The following is a 22,235-nucleotide window of genomic DNA, read 5'->3' as shown; positions in this document are numbered from 1 at the left end:
CATCAATAATTTAAAACGGATAACCAATAGCAAAGTTTAAAAGTAAATTATCTTTTCGCCATCTGCTATTTAATAAATCTATTTTTGCCCAACGATCTTCACCGTACGGATAACGAACCGGGAAAGCCAAATCTAATCTAAAAATAAGTAATTCAATATCTACACGTAAGCCAACACCGGCTCCAATAGCAATATCTTTATAAAAATCTTTAGTAAATTCTCCGCCGGGGCGCGCTTCATTTTTATTAATTAACCATACATTTCCGGCATCAACAAAAATTGCTCCTTCAAAAACGCTAAAAAGTTTTGGACGGTATTCAATATTAGCTTCTAACTTAATATCACCCGATTGATCCATTAAAAAAGAACTTGGTGCAGTTTTAGGATCGTAACTTCCGGGACCAATAGAACGCGGTCTGAAAGCACGAATGGAGTTAGAACCTCCAATAAAAAATTGTTTCAAATACGGTACTTCTTTAGAATTTCCGTACGGATAAGCAACGCCGGCTAAAAAGCGCGTAGCCAATGTGGCTCTTGGCGAAACTTTATGGTAAAAACGAATATCGTTTTCTACTTTGGCATATTGGCTAAAAGGTACGCCTAAAATTTCTTTTTCTTTCCCTTTTTTTACATTGGCGCCAGTAAGTAAACCTACAATGTTAGCCGATAAATCTGCCGAACCTTTATAATACCATGTGTTTTTTTTGTTTAACATGGTATTGGTAAATGTATAGCTGTACGTTGGTCCAAATGTGAGCTGTTTATTTAAAATACGAGCATCGTAAGAATTGGTTTGGGCTTGGTTTTGAAAAAGCTCGGTTACCGATGTTGGAGAAACGTAAAAAATTTCAATTACATCCAAATTATGTTCTGAGAATGTTCGGTATTTCCAATTGTAACCAAACGACGTTTTAAATGTATTTAAAGCATACAACTGCATCCTTTTCTGAAATTCGTATCCAATGGTTGCTTGGGTTCTTGGCACGTAATCACCGGTATAATTTATTCCGAAAGGCGCAATTAAGCGCGGCCAATTGATGCTGAGCTCAGAACCTAAACGGTAAATATCATATCCTTGATTATTACCTCCTAACTGAAAATCCATTCCGCCAAAAACAGAAAACTTAAAACGTTCACCGCCTTTAAATAAGTTTTTATGTTGCCAATTGGTAGAAACCTCAAACCCGGTATAACTAGCCGAGTTGGTTTTTCCGGTAGTTTCAAAACGTAACGATTTCATTTCTGAAGGCGACAACATGTACATTACATTCAGCTTATGATTTAGCGAATCGGCAATGACAAATTGGTTTTTAACAAACTTAAAAATACCTAAGTTAACCAATCTATTTAAGGAAATAGATTGATCGCGGCGGTTGTATAATCCTCCGGTTTTAAAATGTATGGTATTGTCAAAAATTTTAGGCTTAAATAACGAATCGAGATCTGTAATTACAATGTTTTTATAATTCGGAACCGTATCTTTTTTATAATTTAAAAAATAGTTGGCATCGTTATTTCCTACGTAAACAAAAATATCGTTAATGCTATACGGATATTTTGCAATTTTTGGCGTAGTAGGTTTTAAAACTAATCTTAAATCTACCTGATGTTTTCCTACCGAGCTATCTGCCTGAATAAGTAAATAATCATCTATAAAATAAAAATAACCGTGGTTGCGCAAATATGTATCAATACGAACACGTTCTTGCTTAATAACATCTAAATTATACGGCTGATTGGGTTTTAATAAACTGTGTTTTTCAGTTTTTAAAATATCTTGCCAAATGCGCGACGAATCGCTAGCATAACTTACATCGCGAATTAAAAACTGAGCATTTGGTGTTACCTCGTAATCAACAGTTGCAGTTTTAACTTTTGTATTAGCTTCTGCCTCGGCACGCACGTTAAAATAACCTTTGTTTTCTAATCGGTTAACAATTAAATCGCGGTTGTAATTAACATCTACATTAGAAAGTAAAATAGGTTCTTCGCCAAATTTTTTGCTTAGCCAATGGCCTAAGCCCGATTTTTTTTCTGGATTTTTTAAATTGTGAAAAAACAACCCGGGACGCATGCCCCAAAATGATTTATTAGGTTTAGGAAAAAGCAACGCATTAATTTCTGCATCAAAAGCTTTTCGTTCGGATTTAGAATAAATAGAATCGGGTAAAACAGCAATTTTAGGCCCCACGTACAAATATTCACCTTCAGGAACTGCTTTAATCCCAGAACAACTTGTTGTATAAATTGCGATTAATACAAGGAGTAAAAAATATTTTATGGAAAAAACAGTGCTTTTCATTTAATTGGGACTAAAACGGATTGATTTTAAATGGTTTTGGTATCTTCTTTCAACTTGCGTTGTTGTTCTTTTTGTAATTTACGTTGTTCTCGCGCTTCGCGATTTTTACGCACATATTCTTTATATGTATTGTAATTCATGGTAATAATAAAGGTTACCCCAGTTTCTACTACCTGACCTTGAAAAGCAACTTGATACGTATTTTTACGATACACGCGAATCATATAACGGCCGTCTGCGGTTAGCATATATTCGGCAGAAATATCGCCGGCAATGTTGGTTGTTTGTTCGTTTGCACGCTCCTCGCCTTCTAAACCAAAGTTACTACCTACGGTAATTTTTAAACGATCGTCAAACAAACGTTTAGAAACTTGTACGTTTAAATCGGTACGATTGGCTTTTTTACCGCTTGAATAATCTTCGGTAGTATCTAAATCAAAATTTAAATCTACCCCGGTAATTAAATGCGAAGCGATCGAATTTAATTCTTCAGAAACTAAATTACTAACGCTTTGACGTGCAATGCTAGAAACTGATGATCCGGCTGCCGAACTTAACGAGCTGGTACCAATAAAACGGTTAAAAATTAGCAAGGCAATAACCTGTTTGTTTAATTCTGATTCGTCTGTACGTAATTGCTTTAGCTTATCATCAACCGCATTGTAAACTTCGGTTGATACGTTGTAATTATTTTCGGGCAGCTGAATGTTGAAAGCTAATTTTGGTTTTAACAATTCGCCGCTTAATTCTAACAAAGTTTCTACCGGAATACGTTGCTTGTACAAATTTTGTTCTGATTCTGACATGCCTTGTAATTGCGAAGTTAACAAATCAATCGGTGCAACATTGGTGCGGTAAATAGCAGTAATATTTGCAATGGCAGATGTTGGTTGCCCGGTCCAAATAATATACGAACCTTTTTTAATATCAAATTTACGTTTAATAAAGTTAAATGTCATATCGTACGATCCGCTTTCAATTTCATACGTACCGGTTAACGAAATTCCTCCAGACGGATCTATTCCGCCAGCTAATTGCGCTGAGCCGTTTAAAACCAATTTATCGCCGTGCTGCTTATCTACAATTACATTTAAAGTTGCTTCTTTATTTACCGAAATAGCTGCATTTAAATTAATACCTTTTATATCGGTTTGCCCCAATTGCTCATCAGTTTCTAGGGTTTGATTAAATACAAACGCATTGTTGTCAACAAATTCTACAATACCTTCACGTTCTGCTAACGACGGATCGCTTGCTGGTAAAACAAAGGTAAAATCGGTATCTTTATTGATGTTGATGCTACCGTTAATTTGTGGCAATAAAGAAGTGCCTTTTATTGACATATCTAAATCGATGCCCATTTTACCGTAAAACAAATCGTTATCTTTTTCGGTAGAATTCATTACCACAAAGTTTTTAGATTCTAAATTCAAATCAAATTTAAAATCCTGATAATTGGTGGTTAAAATTTTACCATCTAAATTCAGCGTATTATTATCAATATCGGTAATCTGAAAATTATCTAAAACAATTCCTTGACGATTAAATACAATTGATTTATTGATGTTTTTAAATGGCGCATTTAACATGTTTATGGTTAATCCAACATCGTTAAACTTCATTTGTCCTAAAACAGATAAATCGTCATCGGCGCCTTTAATAAACATAGCGCCAGAAACAAATCCGGCTGTTTTAGATATTTGATCGGCCGCAAAACCTTGCACCGTTTCCATTTGCATGGCGTGAATAATAGCTTGTAAAGCATATGATTTTTTTACCGTATTGTAACCACCAGTAACCACAACGTTGTTACCATTACCTGTAAGTTTTATGCTGGTTATATAATCTTCTTTATTTTCTGCACGAGAAACTGATGCCGAAATATCGCCAATTTTTGCTGTGTTAAACTGAAAATCGGTTACAGATAAATCACTAGTAAAATCAATATCTTCTTGTAAATTATCAAACGTTACGTATCCGTTAATTGTTCCTTTAGCAGCTAAAGAATCTTGTTTAATGATGTGCGTAATATCTTCAATCTTAAAATCATTAAAAGTAAGTTTTAACGGGGCGTTTACTTCATTTTCTGTGGATTGAATGGTTAAACTGCTGCTGCGGTTAGAAAGTTCAAAGTTTTGTGCTAAAATTCCATTTGGCGACCATTCAATAACATTATCTTTTGCAATGTTCCAAGGTTCGTAATTTAATAACAAACCAGCCGGATTAAGTTTAAATGCAAAAAGTTCGTCAACCGTTGTAATATTTCCTTCTATTTTATATTGCTCAGCTAACGTTTTGTCTTTAATTAAAAACAAATAAGAAAGCTTGTCGTTTTCGGCTTCGCCAGATAACGAAATATTACGTATGCGATACGCCTGGGTACGTAAATTTTCTATAGAAAAATTATATTGCAATTGCTCGCCCTGCGTGTAAGCATCTAAAGCAATATTATTTACGGTATTTTTCCCGTAAATTAAACTAGGTAACTTAAAGTTTATAGTAAAAGCGCTGGCATTGGCTTTGTACCAAGCGGTTAAAGTTGCGGTTTCAAAACTTTCTAAATCAGGCAACAAGCTAAATAAAATTTTGTTGTTTTTTATTTGAGCTTTTGCGTTAAAAAAGGTGTTATCTGTAGGAATATATTCGGTTTCGGGTGCCGAAATATTAAAGTAATTAGAAACCGTTTGCATAAACATGCCCGGCAAAGTACTTATGTTGTATTTTCCGATTACAGATGCATCTACAACTTGAGATTGTAAATAAAAATTATTGGTTGTTGGACTAGAAATAATATCTACCTTAATGGTATCAATTGGCGTAGTAACCGTTGGCGTAATAATATTAAATTCGGTAACACGTAATTTACCGTTTAAATTGGCCGGATTTAAATCGGTAAAATTACCATGAAACTTAGTTTCTATTCCAACCGCATCTTGTGTTAGCTTAAGTTGCTGTAAATTTAATTTCGCAATATCGCCTTCTAAATTTAATGTTGGGTAGGAATCTGTTAATTGCCCCGATGCCCATAACTGAACCTCAGCAAACGGATCTATAAAACACAAATCGGCTGTATAATTGCCTTGGTTTATTTGACCGTTTAGTAAAACGTTTTCGTATTTGTAATCATTAAACTCAAAATCTAAAATTGTAGTATTAAAAGTTGCTGTTGCCGTTTTAGGCTCAAAACTTGAACCTTGCGCGTTTATAGTTAACGACAATTTACCGATAGAATCGTTTTTAATTAATTTTCCTACTTCAAAGCTTTCTATTTTACCATGAACTTCATAAACTTCTTTGCCTTTAACTGCCTGATTTAGTTTCACATCAAAATCAGCTAATCCGTAACTAGATTGCAGCGCCAATTGTGCAGCAATATTTTGCAAGCTGCCTACAACATTTCCTTTTAAAGCAATTTGTTCGGGTAAACTAATATTTTCTGGAATGGTATTTTTAGGCACAAAACTTAAAATATCTTTTCGAGTAGTTTTTACCTCTTTCACTTTTAAGTTTACATAAAGCTTATCTGGATCTAAAGCATTTTTAATTTGTCCGCTGGCTGTTGCAGACGTTGCTCCTATTCCTGAAAAATTAAATCGAGCAATGTTTAAGTTATTTACCGAGCCGCTAACTTTGGTGTCTAAATACAGCGTTGCGTTTTTATTGTTTTTAAAAACATCTTGCTCTGCTAACATGGGCGCTAACAATAATAAATCGCTAACCGCAAGTTTAGATTTGGTAAACTCAGCATCAACTTGTACGTTTCCTAAATTATTAGTTAGTTCTGTAAGATTATTATAACGTAGTTGCGTTTGATTAACAAGATTAGATTTTGGTGTTTTAAGTTTAAAATTTTCTACCTGAATTCCGCTTTCGCCATATGCTAAATTTGCATGTAGCTGCTGAATTAACAAGCCAGCGCTTTCGTTTAAATATCCGGATTCTATATTTGCAGTAATTGCATCTGTTTGGTAATTAATAGCCGAAGCTTGCAAATCAATTTGAGAAAAAGAAAGATAATTAAAATCGACGCCATGTTTGGCTTTAGCTTCGTTTAGGTTGCTAAAATTAAGCGCCAATTGTTCAATATTAATTTTGTTTAATACAAATTTTGGGGAAGCTGCCGTTTCGGATTTAGATGTTGCCGATTCAGCCACAACTTGTTTTGGAGCTTTTAATAAAGTTACGTCAACATTAGCTTGTTCAAAATCAATCTGATCTACCTCAAAAGCTAAGTTTTGTAAATCAATTGTACTAATTTTAGCATCTAAAGTTTTAAAAACAACTGCAGCATCAATGTTGGCATTGTTGTCTAAATATGTAATATCAAAATTAGATAAAGCCAAATGTTTTAGCTTTAACTGAGGTAAAACAGCAGGTTCTGTTGTGGTTGTATCCGATACAATTGCTTGCTTTTTTTCTTGAAACGCAGCGTTTACTTGCAAGCCATCTATTTTAATTTTTGGCGTTTCAAAAATTAATTTATCTAAATCAAAATCTTTAAATCGGGTATCTAATTCGTTTAAGGATACAGCGATATCCATACCTTCAACTGCATCTTGATAAGAAAATTGAATGCGATTCAGCTCAATTTTACCTAATTCAATTACAAAGTTAGACGGCTCTTTATCTACCTCAGCAGGTTTTGGGCTGGCAAATGCATCAACTATATAATTAAAATTAAAAACGCCAAGGCTATCTTTGGCTATGTTGCTTATCAAATCATCCGCTTTTATTAAGGTAATATTAGCTTTGCTGTTCAGTAAATCGAATAGGTTTATAGATACGCGTAAAGAATTGGCATAAACCAGCGTATCTTGCTGCTGATCGCGTAAAAACAAGCCATCAACCTCAATTTCATTCGGGAAGTTAATATAAAATCGATCTAAAGCAACTTCGGTTTGTATTTTGTTTTGCAGGTAATTAACCCCGATGTTTTTAAGCTTGTTTTGTACCGAAGGAATTTGAATTAAAAAAGTTGAGAGCAGCAATAAACAAACTATTGAAAAAATAGTCCAAAACAACCACTTAAGTACCTTTTTAATTCGCATTTTATTTAATTTATGAGCCTGTTCTTATAACTAAGAATGTAAGAATTTATTACAAGAAAACTCGTAAAAAAACGAGTTTTCTAAAAATTTATAATTGTGTTAATAAATACATTTCGCCCCATTTGCGGTATGCGATTCCAATCGGAGAACGTGGTGTATTTTTTATCTAGTATATTTTCTGCACCAACCTTTACTACCAATTGCTTATTAGCAAAGTAAAAATCTTTACTTACGCTTGCGTTTAAAATAGCATAACTTGGTAAAGGCATTTCTCCAAAATCAGTATTTATTTTAGTTTGTTTAGTTGCACCTTTTACCTCAACCATAGCACCATAACCGTTGTTTGAAAACACAAAGGCCGATTGATAAGTAAACGGTTGCATGGTTGGTAAATTAATATTGCCTTGCCCCGTACCTCGTGCGTAAACAAATTTATTTTTAAAAGCTAAATATCGGAAAAAATTATAATTAAAATCTAAAGCCAAGTTATAAATTGTTGCATAAGTTAACTGATCGTATATTTTTACTCCAGCAGCATTTATTGTCATGGTACTCAGGTTGGGATCTGGTTTTCCGATAATGTAATCGTTTAAATAAAAAGCTGAAGCAGTTAGCTTTGCAGCCCATTTGCCAGCAGTGTAACCAACATTTACAGCAATTGAGGTTGATTTTTCGTTTTTTAAGTTCGGATTTCCGATATAATCAAAACGATCAAAGCTATTAAATAAATAAAACCCGTAACCTTCTGAAATACTTGGGGCCCTTTCGCCATAACCTAAAGTTACGCTAGCCATCCAATTTTCGGGTTGATACTGAACCGTACCTGAAAAACGTTTTAGCAATCGGTTTTTATTTTTTGTAAGGTCCGGATAAAAAATTTGCAAACTTTCAAAACCCAATTCGTTTTTTAATTGATTGTTATGAAAACCTAAACCAGCTAAAGCTTTAACCGACCAATTGTCTGATAAGTAATATTTATCTTCTACATTCACATCCACATAATTGGTTGTTACGCCCGGCCATGTTAACATAAACATATCTTTTTGAGAAGGAATGTTTGAAAACATTGTCATTTCGGCCAACGAATAATTGTGATGCGCGTTAACATTTAGCTTAAAATCATGATTACCCGCTACCGGTTAAGGTTGAATAACCTCCGGTTGTTCGGCTCCATCCCGGCATATCCATTCTAATAGGCACATCCGGACGTTTAGAATCGTCCATAACATGGGTAACATTGTTGTAATAAATTTTAGTTTCCCAATGCTGAAAAACATCACTAATATGATGCTGTTTATATGCTAATGAGCCGATATAAGCTTTTGCGTACAATACATCCATTGGTAACGCAGGATAACCCACGTTTGATGCATGGTCATAAATAAACGAAGCTTCTAACTGTTTGTGATCGGTTAGTTTATACCCAAAAGTTGTTGCTGTATTTACTTTTTGAAATTGAGAATATAAAACTTCTTCATTTTCTCCTGCTTTATAATTAGCCGCTTTTCTGTAAGTTGCATCTACATCAATATAAAATTTAGGGGCACTATAATGCAAACTACCTCCAAAAATGCGTTGCTTGTTGTTGGTTTCAAAACCAGCAAAAGCAGAGCCGTTTAAAGCTTTAGGACCAAAAGTTCCTTTTGCTCGAACCAAATTAATTCCGCCAGCAACGGTTGCACCCGTTGAAGATGCTGCTTGCCCTGAAGCAAATGTTGCTTTTTGTAAATTAGAAGTTTCTACATACGAGGTTACCGGATCCATTTTATCAGTACAGGCTGCATAAATACGCATGCCGTCAATAGTAATTACCGATCTGTCTGTTGCCATCCCGTTTATAAATGGCTCAGATGCATATCCGCCACGGCGCACCATGGTTACGGTATTAGCTTGCTGTAAATATTCATCTACAGAACCTAAAGGTTTACTTATGGCACTATTAAATTTATTGGTGGTTGAAATAACCACTTCCTTTAATTCCTGATTGGTGATTGAATCGGAAACAATCGGATTTTGTTGTGCCCAAGCCGAAAACGAAACAAAAGTGCTAAGTATTATATAATTTATTTTCATTTTTATCTTTTTTACATGAAACAATAAGCTTGTTTTACTTGCAGTAAAACAAGCTTTTAGTTGTTAAAATTCTAAATCAAAATAAATACTACTAGCAGTGTTGGTTGGCGTAATTGCTTCTCCTTTAATAACTTCTTGTAATTCGTTTAGTACTTGTAGGTTAATGGTCCAATATCCGGTCATAGTTAAACTTAACTTTCCGTAATAAAAAGAGCCAAAACCAGGCGTTAAGTTTTGATTGTTTGGTGAAGAGTGGTTACCCATGCCTGGCATACGTGGATCAATAGCAATGGTATAATTAGTTACCAGGCTATAATCGTGCATATCCATTTTGTATAAAACCGCACTCATGTTGTTTACAGCAACTTTAGGTTCGGTTGGTTCAACCATGGCAACAACATAATTTACACCGTCGGTACCTTTAAAACTTTGCACATTTCTGTTTGGTGCTTGGTTTACCTGAATTACATCGGTTGCCGAGAAAGCTTGTCCATTAATGGTATAATTTAGGGTAAGTTCCCAATATTCAGATGCGTGAGAAGCCATTTGAAAAACAATAAATCCGCCGTATGTATTTTTAGACCCTTCTGCTTTTACAACAGCAGATTTTGGGCTTGAATGCGCATGTGCGGTCATGTACATCATTGGCATCCAATTAATTTGTGCATCTTCCACAAACGTACCGTCAGCATTTTGAATTTGAAGATAAATATTATTGTACCCCGTTAAAATTACGCCTGATTTTGTGTAAATTTTAATGCTGTGCGCCTCGTTGGTAATGGTTTGAACCAACTTCATTTGGTTTAAAAAATCATCGGTTGAATTTGAATTTGCATTATCATCGCTTGAACAAGCAAATAAAGTAAAAGCTGCCATAACAAGTAGGCACGTGTTTTTTATGAAAGAAAATAATTTCATGATATTAATCTTATTAAGGTATATAAAAGCACCCCAAACTAAAAAGTTTCGGTTTGCAAGGTTTAGTAAATGTGTAAAAAGGTTATTCATTATTTACATGAATAGCCTAAAATTAAATACTAAACTGCCTCGGGCGGATTAATAAAAGTTGGTGTAAATAAATACGAATATAATGAAGTATAATATTGTGGTGCTGGGATTACTTGCACCCAAGTATTTTTATGCGGTATTACAACAAAAAAAGGTTCGTTAATATTAAACACCATTTCGGTTTGCAATTGTTTTAAAACATGAGTTGCTTCTTGCTCGTTTTGTTCTGCTTGCATTTTTGCTAACATACATTTTCCGTCACAATGCATATCGGGTTTTGTAATGTTTTCACAAAAAATCTCAACAAACAAATCCTTCTGATATTCGTACAACAAACACAAAGCCGAGTTTTTAACGATAACACCCATCATTAAAAACACAAAAAAAGGAATTGCTATTTTGTTTACAAATTTCAAGAGCAAATAAGTTTTTTACTTTGCTTACAAAGGTAAAGAATTATTCAGTGTTTTACTAAAACAGACCGACGTATTTCATCATCTTATTACCAAAAACTAAAAAAATCATGTTTAATATATAAAATCCGTGTTTTTTTACGTTTAAATTTATATATAAACAGTAATTATGAAAAAAGGAGATGAATTTTTAACCGAAGTTTCTCACCGCCCCTGGGAAAAACCAACTACAAATTGGCAATATTACCAAGAATGGGAAGATGTGCTGTTTTTACATTTTGAAGTAGATCATGCCGATTTACGCTTTTTAGTTCCCGATCATTTATCTTTAGATAGCTACAGTGGTAAATATTACATATCGTTGGTAGCTTTTAAAATGAAGAATTTAAGGCCCGCCGGATTGCCTTCGGTTGGTTTTATTTCAGATTTTTATGAAATTCAAACCCGAACGTATGTTATTAAAAACGGAAAACGCGGGGTTTATTTTATAAACTTAGAAGTAGCTAAAAAAATTTCGGCCTTTGTAGCCAAAGTACTTTCTGGATTGCCTTATGAAAAGTCAGATATTACGCGTAGTGCAACTGCATACAACAACATTAACAACCATAAAGGTTATTTTTTAGACGTTACCTTTTCAACCGAGAATCAAATTGACATAAAAAAGGATTTTGATACGTGGCTAACCGAACGATATGCATTGTTTTTATACAAAAACAATGCGTTACGGGTTTTTGAAATTCATCACGAACCTTTAGCATTGCACCATGTACATGTTGAAAAACTAAACATTCATTACCAAATTAGAAATTTAAAAATTGAATCGTATACGTTAATTGCTTGTCATTATGTTCCTGGTATACAAATGGTAAGTTGGAGCCCGGTAGCAGTAGAATAAAAAAAGCAGGTTTTAACCTGCTTTTTTTATTTTTTAATTATTTTTTTATTGATTACTTGCCCATTGGCAGTTTTAATTTTTACAACATACAAGCCGTTGGTAAGATGCGAAACATTTATAGCATCTTTTTTTGATGCGGTTGTTACGCGCTTTCCGTGAAGGTCAAAAATATGTACCTCATGTACCTCATCTGGGCCTTTCAAATAAATTACATCAGAAGTTACTGTTGGAAAAATTCTGAAATGCTTTGGTTTTTCTTCTGCTGGTTCTTCCGGAACTTCAGGATCAGTAGGAGTTTCTGGTTCTGTTGGTTCTTCTGGCGTTGTTGGCTCTTCAGGTTCCTCCGGATCCGTAGGTTCTGTTGGCTCTTCGGGCTCTTCAGGTTCAATAACCAATTCTTCATTAGCACCGGTAATTAAAAGCGAAAAACTTTGTGGGCTAATTAAACTGCCTTTGTTGGTTACCACAACTTTGTAATTACGATTGGCTTCTGGTGCATATAAAACAATTTGTTCAATGTTATCAACTGCATTATCGCCTTTTATAGCTGGACCGGTTACGTTATTCATATCCAATTTCCATGGGTAGTAAACCGTTTCGGTTTCGGTATCAATTAATCGAACATCTAAATCGTGAATCAAACGCGTAGAACGATCGTTTAACGTGGCACGGTTAGAAGTTGGAAAGTCGGTAAAAGGCAAATCAATCCAAGATAAGGTAACTTTTAGCGTATCGTTAGCACGAGCCGAAACTATTTTTTCAAAATCGGTTCCGTTTATTTTTTCTTCTTTAATAAAAAAAGCTTCCTTGTTATGCACTGCTAAAAGCGTTTGCACAGCATTTTTTGCATCTAAAGCACCCCAACCGTATTTGTTATCTGGCCCAGGAAACAACCCTGCTTCTTGCGTGGTATGCAACAATAATGTTTTTGCCTGATCGGCATCAAACAAAAAATTTGCATTTTCGGTAAGCAAACGTTGCAATTGGGTTAATGCACCAATTACACCGGTAACTTTAGGCGCTGCAAACGAGGTTCCGCTACCGGCCATATAACTTGATTTTTCTGTTCCAGGATATGCTACGCCAGCACCAACCGCAACTAAATCGGGTTTAATAGCTCCGTCTTTTCTGGGACCAACGCTACTAAAACTTGATTTTATAATGTTATTAACTTGCAAACGATAATCGGATTCTGCCGAAGGCAAATCAATTGATCCTACCGTTAAAATATTTTTACCTAACGAACCGGTAGTAATGCTGTAAGCGCCGTTAAAAGAATTATTTTTAGGAATAATATCGGCGTTGGTTAAAGGCACATATTTTGACCCGTCGTAATGCAATAAAGTTACTTTCCAAGATGCATCGTAATTGGCCGGCCCAATGCCATCGTAATTTCCTGCCGATTTAACCAAAATAGTTTTGGGGTTGTTGTAAACCAGCATATCATAATTGGCATCATCGTCTAAATAAATACCTGCAAAGGTTTCTTCATCATTTAAAAAGATGCTGGTGTTAACCGGATAAACCAAGGTTACCGTTTTATTGGTATTATTTATACTAGAAATGGCCCAACCAAAATTTGATCCGTACGAATGGTTTGAAATAGGCGGGCTAAACTTTAAAATTTTTTCATAAATGGTTCCGTTGCTTGTTTGCTGAAAACTTGCTGTACTAATTTTTGCTGATGGAATAACACCACGTGTTGCATTAGCAACAGTAAAAGAATTATTAAACGTTAGGTTTGCATTACCGTTTGCAGCAATTAAACCCGAAACCCCAGTTGCGTGAGCAGAAATGGGTTGGGCGGTAACAGAAACATTATTTTCTAGATCTGATATTTTAGATTTTCCGTTAATTAAAAAATCTTCATGAAGGCCAAAAACTTTTCCGCCATCAAAAACAGCAATTTCTACTGCTTCGCCCATTAACGGTGCTGTGCCTAAAGTTCCGTTTTGTAAAAAATCTACATTGGCAGCTTTGTTTGCGCGCACATCGCCGGTTTCTAAAAATAAAATATACGAATCGTTAATTTGCGCAATTTTACTTTTATCTAACGGTAAATTATACGGGCTACGAGCAGGTAAAGCAGAAAATTTGGCATCAAAAATTGAATCTTGTTTTATTTTTTGCTCTTTAAAAAAGGTTGCTAAATTAGCTGGTATTTGTTGGGCAAACGCGTTGTTAAAAACGGCAGCAAGCCCCAAGGTAAAACATAAAAAAGTAAAACGCTGACTCATAATTTGGGTTTATTTGACTTTCAAAAATACGTAATAATTAGTAAAGCACTCTATGTAAACAAAAAAGGCCAAACATTATTGTTTGGCCTTAATGGTAATCTTTATAATTTTTTTTGAAATTAAAAACGGTATCCTACAGCAACCTGAAATACGTTATTGTGCATTTTGAATCCATCAGAACTGTGTTTTGCAACATCTGTTAATCCGAAATTATAACGTGCCGATGCAAAAATATTTTCTGTAAAATAATAAGATGCACCAACTGCTAAACCGAAATCTACAGATTTAAATGCATCCTTAACGTCAACACTACCTTGTTTAGCTTTAACTAAAAAACCTATTTGTGGCCCTGCCTCAACAGATAATCCTTCTAAAGCGTAATATTTAGCTAAAATAGGCACATTAATAAAATCAGCTTTTACATCTGTTTTAAAATCAACATTTCCTATAGTTGTTTTAGATTTTGATCCTTGTGCAGAATACAAAACTTCTGGTTGTACAGCAAACTTTGCTGAAACCGGAATTTCTGCAAAACCACCAACATGAAAACCAGATAAAGCTTTGTGCCCCGGAATATCTCCACCTAAATTAGAAAGGTTATATCCGCCTTTAAAACCAAATTTAAAATCATCAACTGATGTTTGTGCTTGCGCCCCAGCACATACTGCTAAAGCTGCAACTACTGATAAAATGTGTTTTTTCATATTATAAATATTTATATTCAAATATAAGAGTTTGTTGTATTACTAACGCTTTTAATCGACAAAAATTATATTTTCAAATTTAAAATGCTTTTTTTGTAAATAATGATTTACAAAATAAAAAAAAATCAAAACTTGCGTTTTGATTTTTAAAGTAGGTTTTTATATAAATTGGTTGGTATTAAAATCGTAATCCGGCTGATAACTGAAACAATTGATTTTTAGATTTTGAATCGCTGTTTTTTGCTATATCTTTTACTCCCCAAACGTAACGTGCCGAAACAAATAAGTTTAAAGGCAATTTATAGCTGGCTCCAACTGCCAAATCAAAATCAAAATTCTCTACTTGATCTTTTATGTTATGCTTAAATTTATTAATGTTTACATTTTCTGAAACATCATCAATTTTATAGGTATTTCCGTCGGCATGTGCTTGGGTTAAAAGCGCAAACTGCGGACCTGCCTCGACCGACAAACGCTGCGTTAGATAAACTTTTACCAAAACGGGTAAGGTTATATAATTAATACGGCTGTCGTATTTATCTACCGAACTTCCATCGGCATTGGTTGCTTCAACACGAGAACCTTGGGTTGAATATAACAATTCGGGTTGTAAGGAAATGCCTTTGGTTATGGGCAATTCTACAAATGCACCGGCATGAAATCCTGATAACGACTTGTTTTTTAAGGATAAATGCGAAACATCGCTTAGCTTAGATAGGTTATATCCTCCTTTTAATCCAATGGTAAATTCGCTTTTACTGGTTTGAGCCCAAGCACTTACAGAAAAAATAAGGCAGGTTGCTGCTACAAATATTCGTTTTTTCATCGGTTTGTTATTTAGATTTAGAACTAATATAGGCACTTATAAAAGCTTATAAAAGCTTATAAAAGTTAAAAATTCTTAATTTTTTTACCAACAAATTGATTTAAGACCAGAATCAATCTTAATTTATAAACAAAAAAGATACAAAAAATCACAAAAAAAGAACATTTTAAAAGTAGGTTAATTGCTGGCCATGTGCTTGTTGGCAACAAATAAGCCAAACCAAAACCTATTAAAAAAATGCTTGTTATTTTAAAATAACCGGCATCAAAAGGTAATAGCTTAAAAACTTTATATATAAAGGCTGTTTTTAAAAAGTTAAAAACCGTCATAGCAAGTAATGAGGCGCAAGCAACACCTAAAATACCCCAATGCGTATATTTTAACACATAATAATTTAGCCCTACGTTTAGTACAACCAAAAACAAAATGGTAATTAAATTAAAACGGTAATGTTTAGAATACGAAATAATTTCGGAATTAAAACCCGTACTCATATTTACAAACATGCTAGCACCTAAAATATAAATAATAGGTAAAGCAGGTAATAATTTGTTTTGAGTGGGTAACAAGTTAAACAAAGGTTCCATACCTAATAAAACACTACCGTAAAAAAGTGCGGCAACAAACAGCAGTAGTTTGGCTGTTTCTTTATATTTTACATGTAAGGCTTGCCAATTGTTGGTTTTAATTAATTTAGATATTACGGGCGCCTGCAAAGCAAAAATTCCGGTTGCAGGTATGGCTAAAGTAGATGCTAAGGTTACGCCAATATTGTAAATTCCGTTTGCTTCTAAATCTATAAAGTTCGGAATCATAATCGAATCAATTCGGAAAGCAAAAAAAGAACCAAAACTACCTGCAAACGCATACAAGCTATACCTATAATATTCTTTTTTAGAAATATGGGTAAACAATTCGGCTTCTGACCAACAAATTTTATATTTATAATGTTTTTTTACATATAAAGCCACGCCAGCAAGTAAAAAAACAAAAGCTAAAACATATAAAACAAAACCCATATTGACCGAAACATAGCCCCACAAAACCAATAAAAAGGCAATCGGTAAAGCCAATTTAGGTACAACTTTTTCGTACAAGGTAGGTACCGCAATTTTTTCTAAGGTTGTGGCTTGCCGTTTAAACAATTCTACCAAAGCTAAAACCAATGCAATGGGCAAGCTGTAAAAAATGTAATTGGTATTTATATCATCAACAAAAAAGTAAAAAAACAAAACCAGTAAACTTACCCAAAAAGCCAATTTAAAAATTGAAACTAAACTAAACCCAAACAAACGCACTTGCATTTTTTCGGGTAATTGCGGGTAAAAATGAATTAAAGCTTGCGCTGAACCTAAGGTAATAATCGGAAAAAGCATTTGCGCCCACGAATCTATGTACCTAAAAATACCTAAAAGCTCAACATCTAAAGGATAAATAAATAAGGTAGAAACAATACCAATAGCAATGCCCACGTAATTAATTACGGTATAGCCTACAATTTGTTTGGTTTGCTTGGTATTTTCCATGGTTAATATTGGTTTCTGGCTTTGGCTAAAGTTGACCAGCGAGAAAGTTGTTTAAAGTAATAAATGAATAAAATACTAAAAAGTTGAATGCTTTTTAACGCACCGTAATATTTAAAAAAATATTTAGGCAAGCCCAAAACGTTTTTAAAAGCCATTTTTTTTGCTTGCTTTACGGTTAAATTCGGATTTAATAAAATACTTAAAATTTTATATTCTGACTGAATGCAATCTTTTTTAAAATGACGTGTCAACACCCGATCGTGCGTAATAAACGCTTGGGTACAAATACCAATTTTAAAATGATGAAAAGCAATGCGGTCAGTAAAATTACGATCTTCTCCGTAATGGCCGTACAACGGTTCAAAATACGAAACTTTTTGTAAAGCTTGTGCCGGAATAAGCCAAGCTGCCGCATTAACAAACGGAACCTGAATTAAATTTGTATTGGCATTACCAGTTTGCTGTTGGGCATAAGTTGCAAAATTTGCATCCCAATCGGTTTCATTCGGTCCTAAATGAATCGGGCTAATAATTCCAAAATCTAAATTTTGTTGTGCAGCTTGCACCAAGTTAGAAATGGTTTCGGGGTAAATCCACGTATCCTGATTCAGAAAAAAAACAAAATCTGCTTGCGCTTGTTGCGCCAAATCAATGCCCAAATTATTGGCTTTACCAAAACCTAAGTTACTAGGCGCTTGTATAAATGTAATTTGATCCTTGTAGTTTTGTAATAAAGCTACGGTATCATCACTAGAACAATTATCAATACAAATAATATGTACCGGAAGTTGCGAATGCAACAACGATTCAATATTTTTTTGTACCCATTTTGCTCCGTTGTACCAAACAATTATTACATAAACCTTAGGAAACTGCATTGTAAAATTTTATATACCAGCAAAAATAAAGATATTTGTTGTGACATTTACAGATGCAATGAAATATTATGTGGTAATTCCCGCTTATAATGAGCAAGCGTACCTTAATCAAACCTTAAACAGCTTGGTAAACCAAACGGTTTTACCTACAAAGGTTGTAGTGGTAAACGACAATTCGACCGATGAAACTGCAAATATTGTTTTAGCATTTGCTGAGCAATATCCGTTTATCGAATTGGTTAACAAGCAATCTAAAGCGGTGCATTTGCCAGGCAGTAAAGTAATTCAGGCTTTTAACGCTGGTTTTGCAACCTTAGATGCCAATTATGATGTAATTGTAAAATTAGATGCCGATTTAATTTTGCCAGAAACGTATTTTGAAACCATTTTAAATTATTTTAAGGCAGATGCACAATTGGGCATGGCAGGTGGCGTAGCTTTAATAGAAAAAAATAACGCTTGGGTGGTTGAAAAATTAACCGATATGGACCATATTCGTGGAGCGTTTAAAGCTTACCGCAAAGAAGCTTTTATACAAATCGGTGGCTTACAGCCTGCCATGGGCTGGGATACGGTTGATGAATTGCTTTGCCGTTATTACCATTGGAAGATTAAAGTTGACACCAACTTACAAATAAAACATTTAAAACCAACGGGGGCCGTTTATGATGCTTCTGCGCGTTACAAACAAGGCGAAGCTTTTTATGTTTTGGGTTATGGCTTTAGCTTAACAGCCATTGCATCGGTTAAATTAGCGGTAAAAAAAGGTAAACCTTTATTGGCGTTAGATTATATAAAAGGATTTTTTAAAGCCAAAAAAGCAGGTAAAACCAAATTAGTTAGCCCCAAGCAAGAAAAGTTTGTACGCCAATTTAGATGGCAGAAAATAAAACACAAAGTTTTAGGCTAGGCAGCGCGCGTTAGGGATTGAGCCAAGTACCTTGTACTGGCAAAAGCCCGACCTAAAAACCCAACTTAAAAAGGTTTTTAGGTAACGCCATATAAAAAAATGAAAAAGTGCGTTTAAATTTGAACTTGAAATGGTAATTTAGCCGATATTTACAGAGTTATGATAAAAATGTTTACACATATTGGTCGTTATTTTTTAATGATCAAAGATGTTTTTACACGACCGACCAAATGGAAGGTAATGAATACGCTGATAATGAAAGAGATTGACGATTTAATTATCGGATCGCTTGGCATTGTTTGCTTTATTTCTTTTTTCGTGGGTGGTGTTGTGGCCATTCAAACTTCATTAAACTTAACCAATCCGTTAATTCCTAAATATTTAATTGGTTTTGCAACCAGACAGTCGGTAATTTTAGAGTTTGCTCCTACGTTTGTTTCTATTATTATGGCCGGAAAAGTAGGTTCGTACATAACCTCGAGCATTGGTACCATGCGTGTTACCGAACAAATTGATGCGCTTGAAGTTATGGGGATTAACTCGTTAAACTACTTAGTTTTTCCTAAAATAGTTGCCTTATTATTGTATCCGTTTTTAATCGGATTGGGTATGTTTTTAGGTATTTTAGGCGGTTGGGTTGCTGGTGTTTATGGTGGATTTGTTTCTGGCACAGAATATATTCAAGGAATTCAAGGTGATTTTATACCATTTCACGTAGTTTACGCCTTTATTAAAACCATTGTTTTTGGTTTGCTGTTGGCAACCATTCCTTCGTACCACGGTTATTTTATGAAAGGTGGTGCATTAGAAGTTGGTAAAGCAGCAACAACCTCATTTGTTTGGACATCGGTTGCTATTATTATGATGAACTACGTATTAACCCAATTATTATTAAGTTAGTTATGATAGAAGTAAAAGATATTGTTAAAACCTTTGGCGAACAAACCGTTTTAAAAGGCATTACCACAAAGTTTGAAACTGGAAAAACTAACTTAATTATTGGTCAGTCTGGTTCTGGTAAAACGGTTTTATTAAAATGTTTATTAGGTATTCATCAACCGGATTCGGGTAGCATTTCGTACGATGGGCGTATTTATCAGGATTTAAATAAAGATGAAAAAACCGATTTACGTACCGAAATCGGAATGGTTTTTCAGGGTTCTGCCCTATTCGATTCTATGACGGTTGAAGAAAACATTGGTTTCCCATTAAAAATGTTTACCAACAAAAGCGAAAGCGAAATTAGAGATCGTGTAAATTTTGTAATCGATCGTGTAAACCTAATCAACGCAAATAAAAAATTACCGTCTGAAATTTCTGGAGGAATGCAAAAACGTGTAGCTATTGCGCGTGCTATTGTAAACAATCCGAAATATTTATTTTGTGATGAACCTAACTCAGGGTTAGATCCAAAAACTTCGGTAGTAATTGACAATTTGATTCATGAAATTACAGAAGAATATCAGATTACAACCGTAATTAATACCCACGATATGAACTCGGTTATGGAAATTGGAGAAAATATTGTGTTTTTAAAAGAAGGTGTTTTAGCTTGGCAAGGAGATAAATCGCAGATTTTTAAAACCGATAACGAAGCTGTGGTTGATTTTGTTTATTCGTCAGATCTATTTAAAAAAGTTAGAAAAGCGCAATTAGCACAAGATCGAAATAATATATTATAAAAAAAGGTTGTCTAAATTTAGACAACCTTTTTTTATTTTTTACAAGCATTTACTTTTTGTACGATTTGCTTAATATCTTGTTCTTTCTTTTTGGGGTAAATTAAAAGCACATCGTCTTTATCAACCACAATAAAATCGTCTAATCCATCAATAACAACTTTTTTACCAGGGTTGGTACGAATAATGTTATTAGACCCATTTTCTATAAACAAGTTGGCATTTACTACCGCATTTTGGTTACTATCTTTATCTAACTTGTCGTAAAGCGATCCCCAAGTTCCTAAATCATTCCAATCAAAGGTTGCCGGTAAAACGTAAACGTTTTTAGCGCTTTCCATTACCGCATAATCAATAGAAATGTTTTCGGCTTTCTCGTAATTTTCAGCAATAAAAGTTGTTTCTGCTGGCGTATTATAACTTTCGTAACCTTGCATAAATAGTTGATGCATTTTAGGCTGAAAATCAACAAAAGCTTTTTCAATCGCTTTAGCACTCCAAACAAAAATTCCAGCATTCCATAAAAAATTACGACTGTTAATAAATTCTTTAGCGGTTGCGTAATCCGGTTTTTCTCTAAAACGTTTTACTTTTTTAATTGGGCGCGTATCTAACTTATCGTATTCAATATAACCATAACCAGTATTAGGAAAGGTTGGTATAATACCTAACGTCATTAACGAATCGTTAAACTCACAAAACTCGAAAGCATGACGTAAGTTGTTAATAAACTGAACCTCATCTTCAATCCAATGATCAGAAGGTGCAACAACCATTAACGCATTCGGATTCATTTTTTTAATTTTTAAAGTGGCGTACAAAATACAAGGTGCTGTATTTCGCATAGCTGGCTCTAAAACTAATTGTTGCTCATTAACCTGAGGTAATTGTTGTAAAACTAAATCTTTGTATCCCTCGTTTGTTAAAATTAAAATATTTTCTTTCGGGATTAACTGAGATAAACGCGCAAACGTTTTTTGAATTAACGTTTCGCCCGTTCCTAACATATCATGAAATTGTTTAGGAAAATCTGAAGTACTTACTGGCCAAAAACGGGAACCTACCCCACCAGCCATTAAAATTGCATATAAATTTTTATTCATAATCTAAAAAATACAAACGTTTGTATTTATTTTTTAAGCTTCTACCAAGTTTACTTCGGCATTAGGATTAAACAAAAACGTACGCCCGTTGCTTAATTCTATACATTCGTATCGTTTGGTACGCAAAGCTATTTTTTTAAATGTGCGACCGTTATCTAAAGTAAAAATGCTTCCGTAAGGAATTTCAAAAATAAAACTTTTTCCTGAAGGAGGATCAAATTGTTTTAAGGCTAAAGATAAAGTTGCATCGGTATCACTACTAGCTGACGGATTTTTAAAATGCCGTGCCAATAAAGGTAATAATTGTGACGGAAAAATTTCAGGGCGTAAAAAAGGTAACATTAATTTCTGAAACGTATCTTTCCATTCTACGCCGTGCGGTTTAATTCTATTTCCATATTTTTTATACGCTACTAAATGAGCAATTTCGTGAATTAATGTCATCAAAAAACTATATTTATTTAATGATGCATTAACGGTAATAATGTGCGTACCGTCAAAATTAGCTCGATAATCTCCATGACGCGTTGCCCTTTCAGCCACAATTTTTAAATGAACATGATTCATTTTAATTAAAGCTACAATGGGTTGCAATGCATTTTCGGGTATATATTTTAGTAGAACATTTTCCAA

17 protein-coding genes are annotated in these 22,235 nt (G+C 34.1%); 4 read left to right on the top strand and 13 right to left on the bottom strand.

Translation table 11 applies throughout. From position 1 onward, the window contains the following. Window positions 1-10 precede the first annotated feature (10 nt). From tamL to K5I29_RS00625, 6 genes are all read right to left on the bottom strand, one after another. Window positions 11-2,302, bottom strand: a complete 2,292-nt coding sequence (gene tamL, locus K5I29_RS00650; RefSeq protein ID WP_264433965.1) for a translocation and assembly module lipoprotein TamL — start codon at window positions 2,300-2,302, stop codon at window positions 11-13. Window positions 2,303-2,328: 26 nt separating this feature from the next. Continuing rightward, on the bottom strand, window positions 2,329-7,350 hold the full coding sequence (locus K5I29_RS00645; protein WP_264433964.1) for a translocation/assembly module TamB domain-containing protein: 5,022 nt from the start codon (window positions 7,348-7,350) through the stop codon (window positions 2,329-2,331). 80 nt (window positions 7,351-7,430) lie between these two features. Then, the gene (locus K5I29_RS00640; RefSeq protein WP_264433963.1) at window positions 7,431-8,423 is read right to left on the bottom strand and encodes a TonB-dependent receptor domain-containing protein; all 993 of its coding nucleotides are present in this window, start codon (window positions 8,421-8,423) and stop codon (window positions 7,431-7,433) included. A gap of 52 nt (window positions 8,424-8,475) precedes the next feature. Beyond that, the gene (locus K5I29_RS00635) at window positions 8,476-9,423 is read right to left on the bottom strand and encodes a TonB-dependent receptor plug domain-containing protein (RefSeq protein ID WP_264433962.1); all 948 of its coding nucleotides are present in this window, start codon (window positions 9,421-9,423) and stop codon (window positions 8,476-8,478) included. A gap of 63 nt (window positions 9,424-9,486) precedes the next feature. After that, complete coding sequence (locus tag K5I29_RS00630) at window positions 9,487-10,299, bottom strand: hypothetical protein (RefSeq protein ID WP_264433961.1); 813 nt, start codon at window positions 10,297-10,299, stop codon at window positions 9,487-9,489. Window positions 10,300-10,460: 161 nt separating this feature from the next. Continuing rightward, on the bottom strand, window positions 10,461-10,847 hold the full coding sequence (locus K5I29_RS00625; protein ID WP_264433960.1) for a hypothetical protein: 387 nt from the start codon (window positions 10,845-10,847) through the stop codon (window positions 10,461-10,463). 166 nt (window positions 10,848-11,013) lie between these two features. Between K5I29_RS00625 and K5I29_RS00620 the strand changes: the two genes are divergently transcribed. Continuing rightward, window positions 11,014-11,739, top strand: coding sequence for a YqjF family protein (locus K5I29_RS00620; RefSeq protein ID WP_264433959.1), 726 nt, complete (start codon window positions 11,014-11,016; stop codon window positions 11,737-11,739). A gap of 26 nt (window positions 11,740-11,765) precedes the next feature. On the opposite strand, the gene K5I29_RS00615 is transcribed toward K5I29_RS00620, so the two are convergent. The 5 genes from K5I29_RS00615 to K5I29_RS00595 form a co-directional block, all read right to left on the bottom strand. Next, window positions 11,766-13,976, bottom strand: a complete 2,211-nt coding sequence (locus K5I29_RS00615) for a S8 family peptidase (protein WP_264433958.1) — start codon at window positions 13,974-13,976, stop codon at window positions 11,766-11,768. 119 nt (window positions 13,977-14,095) lie between these two features. Further along, the gene (locus K5I29_RS00610) at window positions 14,096-14,680 is read right to left on the bottom strand and encodes a porin family protein (RefSeq protein WP_264433957.1); all 585 of its coding nucleotides are present in this window, start codon (window positions 14,678-14,680) and stop codon (window positions 14,096-14,098) included. Between the two features lie 178 nt (window positions 14,681-14,858). Then, on the bottom strand, window positions 14,859-15,506 hold the full coding sequence (locus tag K5I29_RS00605) for a porin family protein (RefSeq protein ID WP_264433956.1): 648 nt from the start codon (window positions 15,504-15,506) through the stop codon (window positions 14,859-14,861). 65 nt (window positions 15,507-15,571) lie between these two features. Then, window positions 15,572-17,032 carry a lipopolysaccharide biosynthesis protein gene (locus K5I29_RS00600; RefSeq protein ID WP_264433955.1) on the bottom strand — a complete coding sequence of 487 codons (1,461 nt, stop codon included), beginning with the start codon at window positions 17,030-17,032 and terminating at the stop codon, window positions 15,572-15,574. 2 nt (window positions 17,033-17,034) lie between these two features. Next, window positions 17,035-17,910 (bottom strand): glycosyltransferase family 2 protein, encoded by an 876-nt coding sequence (locus K5I29_RS00595; RefSeq protein WP_264433954.1) that lies wholly within the window; start codon window positions 17,908-17,910, stop codon window positions 17,035-17,037. A 58-nt stretch (window positions 17,911-17,968) separates the two neighbouring features. Between K5I29_RS00595 and K5I29_RS00590 the strand changes: the two genes are divergently transcribed. The 3 genes from K5I29_RS00590 to K5I29_RS00580 all read left to right on the top strand — a co-directional run bounded on the left by K5I29_RS00590 (window position 17,969) and on the right by K5I29_RS00580 (window position 20,502). Beyond that, window positions 17,969-18,820, top strand: a complete 852-nt coding sequence (locus tag K5I29_RS00590) for a glycosyltransferase family 2 protein (RefSeq protein WP_264435144.1) — start codon at window positions 17,969-17,971, stop codon at window positions 18,818-18,820. A gap of 159 nt (window positions 18,821-18,979) precedes the next feature. Continuing rightward, window positions 18,980-19,720, top strand: a complete 741-nt coding sequence (locus tag K5I29_RS00585) for an MlaE family ABC transporter permease (protein ID WP_264433953.1) — start codon at window positions 18,980-18,982, stop codon at window positions 19,718-19,720. Window positions 19,721-19,722: 2 nt separating this feature from the next. Beyond that, window positions 19,723-20,502, top strand: coding sequence for an ABC transporter ATP-binding protein (locus K5I29_RS00580; protein WP_264433952.1), 780 nt, complete (start codon window positions 19,723-19,725; stop codon window positions 20,500-20,502). A 32-nt stretch (window positions 20,503-20,534) separates the two neighbouring features. Here K5I29_RS00580 and K5I29_RS00575 read toward each other — a convergent pair whose 3' ends face one another. Both K5I29_RS00575 and K5I29_RS00570 read right to left on the bottom strand, forming a co-directional pair. Continuing rightward, window positions 20,535-21,602 carry a mannose-1-phosphate guanylyltransferase gene (locus K5I29_RS00575; protein WP_264433951.1) on the bottom strand — a complete coding sequence of 356 codons (1,068 nt, stop codon included), beginning with the start codon at window positions 21,600-21,602 and terminating at the stop codon, window positions 20,535-20,537. Between the two features lie 33 nt (window positions 21,603-21,635). After that, window positions 21,636-22,235 (bottom strand): SprT-like domain-containing protein, encoded by a 600-nt coding sequence (locus K5I29_RS00570; RefSeq protein WP_264433950.1) that lies wholly within the window; start codon window positions 22,233-22,235, stop codon window positions 21,636-21,638.

Source organism: Flavobacterium agricola, from assembly GCF_025919725.1.
Lineage (GTDB): Bacteria > Bacteroidota > Bacteroidia > Flavobacteriales > Flavobacteriaceae > Flavobacterium > Flavobacterium agricola.
Note: the sequence above shows the minus strand (reverse complement) of the source record. Positions and strands in the feature narration are given on the sequence as shown.

Excerpts from the sequence above, each read along its gene's own strand:
- tamL (WP_264433965.1), bottom strand. The coding sequence starts at position 2,302 with ATGAAAAGCACTGTTTTTTCCATAAAATATTTTTTACTCCTTGTATTA.
- K5I29_RS00645 (WP_264433964.1), bottom strand. The coding sequence starts at position 7,350 with ATGCGAATTAAAAAGGTACTTAAGTGGTTGTTTTGGACTATTTTTTCA.
- K5I29_RS00640 (WP_264433963.1), bottom strand. The coding sequence starts at position 8,423 with ATGACAATGTTTTCAAACATTCCTTCTCAAAAAGATATGTTTATGTTA.
- K5I29_RS00635 (WP_264433962.1), bottom strand. The coding sequence starts at position 9,423 with ATGAAAATAAATTATATAATACTTAGCACTTTTGTTTCGTTTTCGGCT.
- K5I29_RS00630 (WP_264433961.1), bottom strand. The coding sequence starts at position 10,299 with ATGGCAGCTTTTACTTTATTTGCTTGTTCAAGCGATGATAATGCAAAT.
- K5I29_RS00620 (WP_264433959.1), top strand. The coding sequence starts at position 11,014 with ATGAAAAAAGGAGATGAATTTTTAACCGAAGTTTCTCACCGCCCCTGG.
- K5I29_RS00615 (WP_264433958.1), bottom strand. The coding sequence starts at position 13,976 with ATGAGTCAGCGTTTTACTTTTTTATGTTTTACCTTGGGGCTTGCTGCC.
- K5I29_RS00610 (WP_264433957.1), bottom strand. The coding sequence starts at position 14,680 with ATGAAAAAACACATTTTATCAGTAGTTGCAGCTTTAGCAGTATGTGCT.
- K5I29_RS00605 (WP_264433956.1), bottom strand. The coding sequence starts at position 15,506 with ATGAAAAAACGAATATTTGTAGCAGCAACCTGCCTTATTTTTTCTGTA.
- K5I29_RS00600 (WP_264433955.1), bottom strand. The coding sequence starts at position 17,032 with ATGGAAAATACCAAGCAAACCAAACAAATTGTAGGCTATACCGTAATT.
- K5I29_RS00595 (WP_264433954.1), bottom strand. The coding sequence starts at position 17,910 with ATGCAGTTTCCTAAGGTTTATGTAATAATTGTTTGGTACAACGGAGCA.
- K5I29_RS00590 (WP_264435144.1), top strand. The coding sequence starts at position 17,969 with ATGAAATATTATGTGGTAATTCCCGCTTATAATGAGCAAGCGTACCTT.
- K5I29_RS00585 (WP_264433953.1), top strand. The coding sequence starts at position 18,980 with ATGATAAAAATGTTTACACATATTGGTCGTTATTTTTTAATGATCAAA.
- K5I29_RS00580 (WP_264433952.1), top strand. The coding sequence starts at position 19,723 with ATGATAGAAGTAAAAGATATTGTTAAAACCTTTGGCGAACAAACCGTT.
- K5I29_RS00575 (WP_264433951.1), bottom strand. The coding sequence starts at position 21,602 with ATGAATAAAAATTTATATGCAATTTTAATGGCTGGTGGGGTAGGTTCC.